Source organism: Williamwhitmania taraxaci, from assembly GCF_900096565.1.
In the GTDB taxonomy this organism is placed as follows: Bacteria; Bacteroidota; Bacteroidia; order Bacteroidales; family Williamwhitmaniaceae; genus Williamwhitmania; species Williamwhitmania taraxaci.
On the sequence record NZ_FMYP01000036.1, the window covers coordinates 30,655 to 41,607 of the forward strand.

A 10,953-nucleotide genomic window follows, 5' to 3' on the forward strand; every position below is an offset into this window, starting at 1 on the left:
ATGAATGGTGAAAAAGAGTAAAGGGACAGATGATGATGGATGCTAATGAGCAGTTCTGGAAAAGATCAGCTGCCCAGCTTTACTTTGGTTTCCAACCTGCAGCCTGTAAAAATAGATACCGGAGTTGACCCTCAACCCTTGATTATTTGTGCCATCCCATTCGATGGAATTGAGACCAACATTTTGGTTCTCGCGTTTCAACAGTGTAATTCGTTCTCCCGAAACGGAGTGGATGCTCAACTGAACATCACTGGGCTTGCTTAGAAAATAGCGAATGGATGTGCTGTTAATAAATGGATTTGGCGAACATTCCTTAAGTTGGAAATCTTGATTGGACTCCTCGGCAATACCAGTGGAGGTAAAAATCTCATGCATCACACTACCCGTTGCTTTTGCTGGGTTAACGCCCAAAAGGAATGAAGCAGTAACAACCATATCGGGAATTGTGCGATACTGTGTCGATACATAGTTTTGCTTTATGGATGGCCCTACTGCAAGAAACTGAATGTGCCGGCAGCCATCGCAGCTGCAACCGTGTCCCTGAAAGCCTCCGTGCTGATCATCGTGACGTCCATGATCGTTGGTAACGATAAGGGTTGTAGAATTCCGGTAAAAAGGATCGGCTTGCAGCTTTGCCCAAAGGACACCCACAATACTATCGGCAATAAAAATCGCTCTGGTGTATTTGGACCAATCTCCGGAGTGGCCCTCATGATCGACATTATCGAGGTAAACCCATAAGAAATGCGGATGATAGCGATCCATTACCACTTGCGTCTGTGTTGCAGCATCGCTGTCGTTACTACCCACGGATTGAAATGCTGGCCAATAACTTTCCCCATAATCGGGATCGTAGCTGGGACGCCATAAACTTGGGAGGTATTTTGATATGGAGTAGCACTCGGTAGATGGCAACTTTTTATCTTTCCGGTAATACTCGAAGATAGTAGGAAGAACGGACTGCTGAGTATCTGAACCTTGGTAGTTTATGTTTTGAACGTCGGTCCAAGCACCACACCAAAGGGCAGGAATGGCTCGCGAAGTATAGGTATAGTTGTTATTAGCAAAATTACTGATTGTGGTGCCTTGCTGCGCCAAGCTCCACATTTGAGGAGTAAACCTATGGGTAGGATCGCCAAGTGTCTCCGAATAGCGAGCGCCATCAATTATTACTACCATGATCTTATCGGGGCTCTGTGCTTGCAATGCTGCTACTGCCGATACAAACAGGATAAGAAAAAGGAATGGTTTAGCTATTTTAGGTATCATACAATCTCTTTTTATCGTTCCGTTATAAATGACAAGACGGAGGTTTTTATGCACTTGGGTTCTCTAGCGATTAAGACTGCTTCCCGTCTAAAGAAACGCAAAACTACTGCAATATTTTGTTAAACCGCTAAGAGGCATGCAATGGTTGAAGGTTACTTTTCCTACAATACTAAATCGCCTACGGCGAAATTTCCGCGTAGCGAAACTACTATTAAGCCACAAAACAAACGTCGCGGGAACGCTTCTTATTTGCTCGTCGTTATTACTCATAATGGTGGTGAAGTTCTTACTGAGCATAACGCCTTGCTTAAAGTTGGGAACGTTAGCTGTTGCGCCAATTGATGTTACCACTAGACTCTCATCCCCAATATGGTGACGTCATCAATTTGTTCGCCGCTGCCTCTCCAGCTCTCAAATGCATTGTGCAGTATTTCTCGCTGCTCGGCCATCGGTTTTTCCGAAATGGATACAAACAGGTCTTTCATCTGCTTTCCCTTAAATTTTTTATTGGCAGGACCACCGAACTGGTCGTGATAGCCATCGGTTGCCAGGTAAATGCAGTCGCCCTTACTTAACGCTATTTCGTGGTTGGTAAACGGCTTCATTTCATTATTAATGGCTACGGTTTGGTTGTCGCCTTTTATCGCCCTCAACTCATTGCCTGCGGTTACCATATAGAGCGGGTTTTGCGCACCGGCATACTGAAGCTGTGCCGTTTGGGTGTTAATTACTATCAGCGCCATATCCATGCCATCCTTCTGCTCGCCCGTTTGCCATTTTTGCTGTAGGGCATCAATTACCGACTTGCGCAGCTCATCCAGAATCTCACTTGCCCGAACAACTCCCCTCTTCCCTACTATTTCGTTGAGGAAAGAGATTCCCAGCATACTCATAAAGGCACCGGGCACTCCATGTCCGGTGCAATCGGCAACGGTTACAATCAGATACTCGTTTATGCGGGTACACCAGTAGAAATCGCCCGATACAACATCCTTGGGTTTAAAGAGGATAAAGTGTTCGCCCAGATTGGCGGTAGCGTACGCGGTTGAGGGTAAAAGTGCCTGCTGAATGTGCTGGGCATAGTCGATACTATCGGTAATTTTCTCCTTCTGTGCTTGAATATGATCCTTTTGCAGGACAACCAAATCGCGCTGTGCCTCTATTTCGTCGCGCTGAGATGAAATCTCTTCGCGCTGAGCCGATATCTCCTCGTTTAGCTGCACCAAATCTTCATTCTTTGCCTCTATCTCCTGCTTTTGTTGGGTAAGCAGGATGTTCGATTGGCGTTTGATGCGGTAGGAACGATATACAAAGATGGCGAGCAGCGATACCAGCAGAAAAGCACCAATAAATGAAAACATAATGATTCCCTGTTGTTTTTTTTCTGCAACTTGGATTACGTCCTTCTTCTGCTGCTCAAGTTCAATAGCCTGTTTTTCCTTTTCGAATTTATAGGTGTATTCCAGACCAGTAATCTTCTTTATATTCGATTCGTTGAAAATGCTATCCTTAAGTTCCTTGTATCGTTTATAGTTTGCAAAGGCATTTTTATAATCGTTGGTAGCAGCATATATTTCTGATAGCTGGTTTCTGATATCCTTTTGAGCATCCAACAGCTTCAAATCAACTGCAATTGCAAGGCTCTTTTGAGTGTAGTCCAGCGCAGTGGGATACTCTTTTTGTTTCATATATACCGTGCCAATTTTGCTTAACACTTCACAAACCGATCGCTGTTTTCCGAGCTCTTCGGCCAACTTTATAGCCTTTGTATAATAAGCCATTGCTTCTTTATAATCGCTCCGTTGCAGGTAGTAGTCTCCGCTGTATATCTGTAAGTTTATTACTACCAACTTGTCTTTTCCATCGTTAGCAATTAAAGATTTTTGAAAGTATTCCAGCGCCTGTGAATCGTTAGTTTGGAGGTATGTGTAGCCCACGTTTGCCAATGCATTTGCAAGCCATTTACTATTCTTCTGCGCTTCGGCCATTTTTTGTGCCTTTTTGAAATGTTCAAGCGCGTTGGGATAATCCGATAACGACAGGTAAATATTCCCAACATTTATTAAACCAGTAAACACAAAGGAACCATCATTCAGCTCTTCTTTTATTTTCATGGCTCGTTGAAAGTGGTCAAGTGCCAGCGGATAGTTTGCCCGATAAGCATAAATAACGCCCAAAGTATTCAACGTATTGGCAACATCCGACTTTTCACCTAGTTCTTCACTAATTTTCAGCACTTTATTTAGCCCAGCAATGGCCTCGTCGTAGTTACCAATGGCACGATCAATCATTGCTAAACTCTGCAACCAGTTTGCAGTTTCTATCTTGTTGCCCAGCGCTTCAAATATTTTTATTCCCTTTTGATAGCACTCTATTGCCTTTGAATTATCGCCTAGTTGCTTATAACAAATTCCAAGATTATTTAAACACCGGGTAATTCCCTGAGTATATTTTATCTCTTCAGCATTTCTCAATGCCTTCTGAAAGTATTCGATGGCCTTCAACTTATCTGATTTATAGTAGGTCAATCCGACTAATCGTATGCTTTCAACTTTCCCCTCCAAAAACCCTAGCTTATCGGCCAATTCGCCCGCCTGTATCGCATAGCTTCCTGTTCTAACCGAATCGTCCTTATAAACATAGTAAGCAATTTTATTCAGCAGATTTACCCTAACAGTATCTTCCGTTTTATGAAACTTCAGGATATTTTCAAGGCTATCCACCTTAGCAGATTGTGCATAAATATTACCAACCACTATAATTGATAAGAGCAGAAGTGTTATTCTTTTGTTCATGTTCTATTTACTAAACGTGATGAAAGCAATACCCGTGAAAGGAAGGATATAAGCTATACTTGAAGAAAATTGTATATAAAGTAAACAAAAAATAATCAGCTTGATGCAAGAAATTGGTGAATGTTTGTTAAAGCACGTCCAATGGAAATGGAGGCCTTCGAAATAGTATAAAACATATTGGTTAGCAGAAAAGCTCCGCATTAGTTAGCAATTGGTTTCCGCATATCATGCACGAAATTGATAACTACAAAGAATTGCAACCTATATCCTCATCCCCAATATGGTGACGTCATCAATTTGTTCGCCGTTGCCTCTCCATCTCTCCAATGCATTGTGTAGTATTTCTCGCTGGTCGGCCATTGGTTTTGCCGAAATGGATACAAACAGGTCTTTCAGCTGCTTTCTCTTGAATTTTTTATTGGCAGGACCTCCGAACTGGTCGTGATAGCCATCGGTTGCCAGGTAAATGCAGTCGCCCTTACTTAACGCTATTTCGTGGTTGGTAAACGGTTTCATTTCATTATTAATGGCTACGGTTTGGTTATCGCCTTTTATCGCCCTCAACTCATTGCCTGCGGTTACCATATAGAGCGGGTTTTGCGCACCGGCATACTGAAGCTGTGCCGTTTGGGTGTTAATTACTATCAGCGCCATATCCATGCCATCCTTCTGCTCGCCCGTTTGCCATTTTTGCTGTAGGGCATCAATTACCGACTTGCGCAGCTGATCCAGAATCTCACTTGCCCGGACAACTCCCTTCTTCCCTACTATTTCGTTGAGGAAAGAGATTCCCAGCATACTCATAAAGGCGCCGGGCACTCCATGTCCGGTGCAATCGGCAACGGTTACAATCAGATACTCATTAACGCGGGTACACCAATAAAAATCGCCCGATACAACATCCTTGGGTTTAAAGAGGATAAAGTGTTCGCCCAGATTGGCGGTAGCGTACGCGGTTGAGGGTAAAAGTGCCTGCTGAATGTGCTGGGCATAGTCGATACTATCGGTAATTTTCTCCTTTTGAACCTCCATATGATCCCGTTGCAGAACAACCATGTCGCGCTGCGCCTCAATTTCGTCGCGCTGTGCCGTTATCTCTTCGCGCTGAGCCGATATCTCCTCGTTTAGCTGCACCAAATCGTCGTTCTTCGTCTCTATCTCCTGCTTTTGTTGGGTAAGCAAGATGTTCGATTGGCGCTTGATGCGGTAGGAACGATATACAAAGATGGCAAGTAGCGATACCAGTAGAAAAGCACCAATAAACGAAAGCATGACAATACGCTGCTGCCGTTTTGCAGCGGTTTGTATCATATCCTTCTTTTGCTGCTCCAGCACTAACGCCTGTTTTTCCTTTTCGTATTTGTAGCTGTATTCCAGCTCCGTAATCCGCTTTACGTTGCCTTCGTTAAAAACGCTATCGTTTAATGCTTTGAATAGCACTTGATGCTCAAGCGCCTCCTTATAATTGCCCGTTGCGGCATAAATTCCCGAAAACAGATCGTGTAGGTTCGTTTGCTCCTTGAGTAGCTTAAGCTCATTGGCCATTGCCAAACTCTTGCGGGCATACGATAGGGCATCGGTATATCTCTTTTGATTAAAATAGATGAGACCAATTTGATTCATGGATTGGCATGCGGTGAGTTTAATGCCCTTTGCTTCCGATAGCTTCAGCGCACTATGGTAAAACCCCAACGCCTTTCCAAACTCATTTTGTTTCTTATGGAAGATGCCAATATTTAACAATAAATTGATCTGTAATGGAATAATCTGTAAATCTTCACTATAAGCCAATGCCTTTTGCAAGTATCCCAGCGCTTGTTTATTATTTGTATCGAGATATATTGATCCTATATTGACTAAACAACCCGCAATAGTTGCTTTATCGCTGATCGCTTCGCCTATTTTCAAAGCCCTTTGGTAAAACTCAAGTGCCTTTTTATTGTTCTTCTGAGAAGAGTAAATAAACCCAATACTGATTAAACAGGCTGAACTACCGTATTTGTCATTCGCCGCTTCGCATATTTTCAGGCACTTTTGATAGCACTCTATGGCTAACGGGTAATTACCTTGACTGGAATAAAGGTATCCTAAACTATTACAACAATTTGCCATTAGCCGCATTTCATCCAACTCTTCAAGCATCATAAGGGACTTTTCATACCCTTGAATGGCCAAATCAGTATTTCCCTGTCGGGTATAGGCTTGGGATATATTTATCAGACATTTAGCTTTCTCCAACGGATTATTTATAGCCTCAGCTATACGGATGGCCTTTTTATAACAGCCAATGGCCCTTGCATCCATACCTCTATTCCCAAAGGTAATCCCAATAGAATTTAGGCACTTAATAATCCCTATTTGATAATCCGCTTCTTCGGAAAACTTTAGGGCACTTTGAAAATAAGCTAAAGCCTTTGCTTCATCGGAATTCGCGTAGCTAATACCTATTAACCGCAGACTTTCGGCTTTTCCTTTTCGGAAATGTAGCTTATCCGACAGCTTATCGGCTTGGGTAGCATAGCTCCGCGTTTTGTCGGCATTGGTGGTATATACGCTATAGGCAATTTGGTTGAGCAGGTTTACCTTAACGGTATCATTTGTCCTGTGCAATTTCAGCACCTGTTCGAGGCTATCGACCTTAGCCGGCTGAGCATGGGTTTTGCCACCCATTAAAGTTAATAAGAGCAGGAGAAATAGCGGTAAACGTTGGTTCATATACCGTTTTTTCTTGAGAGGATGCAACTACCTACGCTCTTACCCATACAAAAGTATCAGATATACTACAGGTTATCTTTGTTTTGTAAAGAAAGAAAAAAAAACACTCCCATAATAGATCAAACGCAGTAATCTATAGGTTTTTCCATATAAGGCGAACAACAAGGGATTATTGGATAGCAGTAATAGAAAATATTCCTATATTGCTATACCTAATTTAACTAAAAATAGATACCATGAAGGAAACAAAAGAGACGAAGCCTAATGCCGAGCTGGACAAGAAACCAGAGCAATCGTCGCCAGCGAAACCAGCCCAAACGACTGGAGAAGAATCTAGCCAAGAATCAGAGGGTATTCCCTATAATCCACCACCACCACCCGTGCATTAGTATAAAAAATTATACAAGGGGTTGAAAAGGATGTGAAATGGTGGAGATAAGTTCCACCTTTCTTATGCTTAGAAACTTGAGTCTGCTTAAGTTGGTTAGGTTGATAAAGGGGAAAAGAATGTACCTAAACTCTCATCCCCAGTATGGTGACATCATCAATTTGTTCGCCGCTGCCTCTCCAACGCTCAAATGTATTGTCCAATATTATGAGCTGCTCAGTCATCGGTTTTGCCGAAATGGATACAAACAGGTCTTTCAGCTGCTTTCTCTTGAATTTTTTATTGGCAAAACCTCCGAACTGATCGTGATAGCCGTCGGTTGCCAAGTAAATGCAGTCGCCCTTACTTAATGCTATCTCGTGGTTGGTAAACGGTTTCATTTCAATATTAATGGCTACGGTTTGGTTATCGCCTTTTATCGCCTTTAACTCGTTGCCTGCGGTTACAATATAGAGCGGGTTTTGAGCACCGGCATACTGAAGTTGCGCCGTTTGGGTATTAATTACAACCAGCGCCATATCCATGCCTTCCTTCTGTTCGCCAGTTTGCCATTTTTGCTGTAGGGCATCCACTACCGACTTGCGCAGCTGATCCAGAATGTCACTTGCCCGGACAACCCCCTTCTTACCTACTATTTCGTTGAGGAAAGAGATTCCAAGCATGCTCATAAAAGCACCGGGGACGCCGTGTCCGGTGCAATCGGCCACGGTTACAATCAGATACTCATTAACGCGGGTACACCAGTAAAAATCGCCCGATACAACATCCTTGGGTTTAAAGAGGATAAAGTGTTCGCCCAGATTGGCGGTAGCATACGCGCGTGAGGGCAGAAGCGCCTGCTGGATATGCCGGGCATAGTCGATACTATCGGTAATTTTCTCCTTCTGGGCTTCAATATGATCCTTTTGCTGAACCACCAAGTCGCGCTGCGCCTCAATTTCGTCGCGCTGTGCCGTTATCTCTTCGCGCTGAACCGATATCTCCTCGTTTAGCTGCACCAAATCGTCGTTCTTCGTCTCTATTTCCTGCTTTTGTTGGGTAAGCAGGATGTTCGATTTGCGTTTGATGCGGTAGGAACGGTATACATAAATGGCGAGCAGCGAAACCAGTATAAAAGCAACAATAAGCGAAAGCATAATTATTCGCAACTGCCTTTTTGCTGCAGCCTGGATCACATCCTTCTTCTGCTGCGCCAACTCTAACGACTGTTTTTCCTTTTCGTATTTTGAGTTATACTCAAGTTCCGCAATCTTCTGTGTATTCGTTTCGTTGAATAGGCTGTCGTTTAATGCTTTGTAACGTGTATGATTGATATAAGCGTTTTTGTAATCGTGAGTAGCAGCATATATTTCGGACAATTGACCGTGTAGGTCTTTTTGAACAACTAACAGCTTTAACTCGTTTGCAATAGCTAGCGATTGCAACGAATTACTAAGTGCGTTTGTGTAATTTTTTTGTTTTAAATACACGCGCCCAATTGCATACTTTATCTTGCATGAGTAACGTTTATGGGAAATTTCGTTGGCTATACTGAGTGCTTGTCGATAGCTATCAAGCGCTTTTGGATAATCTTTATGTTCGAGATGGTAATCACCCATCGACGATAAAATATTGGGAATTGTTAATTTGCTCGAAACTTCCTCGGAATACCTTAATGCAGTCTCGAAGTACTCCAAGGCTTTGGGATTATTTAACTTCTGATAAATAATCCCGATGTTCAAATAGCTAGCTGAAAGCTTGCCCTTATCACCAATTTCATTGTTAATATTCAATGCTTTAGTATACATTTGGAGTGCTAACTGACTCTTGTTTTGCGAGACATAAATATTTCCAATATTATTTAAACAAGCGGAAATCCCGTCCTTGTTGTTTAGTTCCTCACTAATGCTTAATGATTTTTGATAGCAATCGAGCGATAGTGGATAATTTCCTTGCCTTACATAAATTACACCTAAACTACTAAGATTGGATGAAATGCCAATTCTATTGTCGAATGCCTCGTAGATCTTTGTAGATTTCTGTAAATATTGAATTGCCTTCGGATAATTAGCATCTCTTATGTGTTCCATCGCAATATAAGAATAGCACTTTGCCATTCCTAGTTTATCATTTAGCTCTTCCGACAGTACCAATGCCCGCTGGTAGTATTCAAGTGCTAAATCCATTTTGCTCAACGAACCATAAATCCCACCAATAAGATTCAATACCCTTACAACTCCCGTCCAGTACTTTATTTTTTCAGCTATACTCAAAGCGCGTTTTGCATAGTAGAGCGCCTGAGATTTATCGTTATTTTTGTAATACAAACCCAATAAAAACAAACTTTCCGATTGTCCTTTCAGAAACATTAACCTTTCCGATAATTCGAGCGCCTGACTGGCAGTACTCAACATTTTGTTATTATCGAAAGTTGAAACGGCTTGTCCAATTGCAATAAGCATATTTGCCTTAACCGTATCCTCCGCGCTATGCAGTTTTAGAACATTCTCGAGGCTATCGACATTTGCCTTTTGGGAAAAGGCATTAGCAACCATTAAAGCAGATAGGAGTAGGAGTATCGGTATTCTTTTATTCATATACTTGTTATTAACACTACATATCCAATTATACATCCAAACATCAGATATATAGGCAATAACTGTTAGCTATCGATATCATTGAGGATAATAATGATTCGAAAGTAATCAACATTAAGGATAACTAGCGTGATGGAGCTTGGATTTTGGACGAAACTGCTTCTATTTTTGACTATCTCGATCAAATTATGTTTATAGAAACGGAACCAACTGAGAACATTCAACCCCAGCTGGGGTCGATAGCAGCGGCACACATTCTTTTTCTATAACCATGCGATGCCTCTGGCATCAAACAGCATGTTGCTATGCAGCACGCCCTGTTTGTTTTATCGCAAAGGAAACGCTGCAGAATACATTCAACCCCCGAATGGGGTTGAATGTGGCCGTAAGCAGTTATACCTCTGCAATGCATGCTATAGCGGGCTTGCTCAACAAAAGCGTGTATTACAGTAGCAAGTGATAACCTGCGATTCTTACTTTTTCAACAAATCGCGAATCTCGGTGAGCAATATTTCTTCCTTCGAAATAGATGGAGCAGCAGGCACCTCTTCTTGTTTTTTCTTAGCAACAATAATTGCCTTAATAACTAAGAAAACAGAGAACGCCACTATTAAGAAATCGAAGATAACTTGCAAGAAATTCCCATAATTAAGCGTCACAGCAGGATTAACTCCTACGGCCTCTTTCATTACAAATTTTAAATCGGTAAAATTCACTCCACCAATTAATAGGCCCAAGGGAGGCATTATGATATCATTTACAATAGAGCTAACTATTTTTTCAAAAAGCAGCACCTATAATTAAACCCACGGCCATGTCTACGACATTACCTTTCATGGCAAACGCTTTAAATTCATTAATAATTTGCATAGCTTTTTATTTTAAGTTAATACCTTATATCCGCAACATAAAAGCATAAAATAATCGGGAACCCCTGTAATAATAATCATCACAAGGCTTTCCCGATTAAAATATTTTCACCTACTTAGGTGAAAACATCGTAGCGGATGAAAATTACATATTCTAGCGACACCATCAACTCTTTTGGCGGAATAAATTTTGCAGACAAAATTATCCGGGAGGCCTCTATTTACGACACCATAGACCAAACGCTTGGCATTCGGGGAGTTAAGGCACAGTATTCCTACAGTGATTTGTTTCGATCCTACCTCATGCTGGTTTTATGCGGCGGCGAATGCGCCGAGGATAT

General features: G+C 42.0%; 6 protein-coding genes and 1 pseudogene. 2 read left to right on the forward strand and 5 right to left on the reverse strand.

Annotated elements, in window-relative coordinates; genetic code table 11:
* Positions 1 to 42: 42 nt before the first annotated feature.
* From BLS65_RS10445 to BLS65_RS10460, 3 genes are all read right to left on the reverse strand, one after another.
* On the reverse strand, positions 43 to 1,269 hold the full coding sequence (locus tag BLS65_RS10445; RefSeq protein ID WP_092438712.1) for a T9SS type A sorting domain-containing protein: 1,227 nt from the start codon (positions 1,267 to 1,269) through the stop codon (positions 43 to 45).
* 350 nt (positions 1,270 to 1,619) lie between these two features.
* Complete coding sequence (locus BLS65_RS10455; protein ID WP_092438716.1) at positions 1,620 to 4,064, reverse strand: tetratricopeptide repeat protein; 2,445 nt, start codon at positions 4,062 to 4,064, stop codon at positions 1,620 to 1,622.
* 261 nt (positions 4,065 to 4,325) lie between these two features.
* Positions 4,326 to 6,779 (reverse strand): tetratricopeptide repeat protein, encoded by a 2,454-nt coding sequence (locus BLS65_RS10460; RefSeq protein ID WP_092438718.1) that lies wholly within the window; start codon positions 6,777 to 6,779, stop codon positions 4,326 to 4,328.
* Positions 6,780 to 7,015: 236 nt separating this feature from the next.
* Here BLS65_RS10460 and BLS65_RS18260 point away from each other — a divergent pair, with 236 nt between their 5' ends.
* Positions 7,016 to 7,168, forward strand: coding sequence for a hypothetical protein (locus BLS65_RS18260; RefSeq protein WP_170830076.1), 153 nt, complete (start codon positions 7,016 to 7,018; stop codon positions 7,166 to 7,168).
* A gap of 124 nt (positions 7,169 to 7,292) precedes the next feature.
* On the opposite strand, the gene BLS65_RS10465 is transcribed toward BLS65_RS18260, so the two are convergent.
* Positions 7,293 to 9,743, reverse strand: a complete 2,451-nt coding sequence (locus BLS65_RS10465; RefSeq protein WP_170830077.1) for a tetratricopeptide repeat protein — start codon at positions 9,741 to 9,743, stop codon at positions 7,293 to 7,295.
* Positions 9,744 to 10,216: 473 nt separating this feature from the next.
* Positions 10,217 to 10,613 (reverse strand): annotated as a pseudogene (gene mscL, locus BLS65_RS10470) (large-conductance mechanosensitive channel protein MscL).
* A 137-nt stretch (positions 10,614 to 10,750) separates the two neighbouring features.
* Between mscL and BLS65_RS10475 the strand changes: the two are divergent.
* On the forward strand, positions 10,751 to 10,953 hold a 203-nt coding region (locus tag BLS65_RS10475; protein ID WP_394331446.1), incomplete at its 3' end, for a hypothetical protein.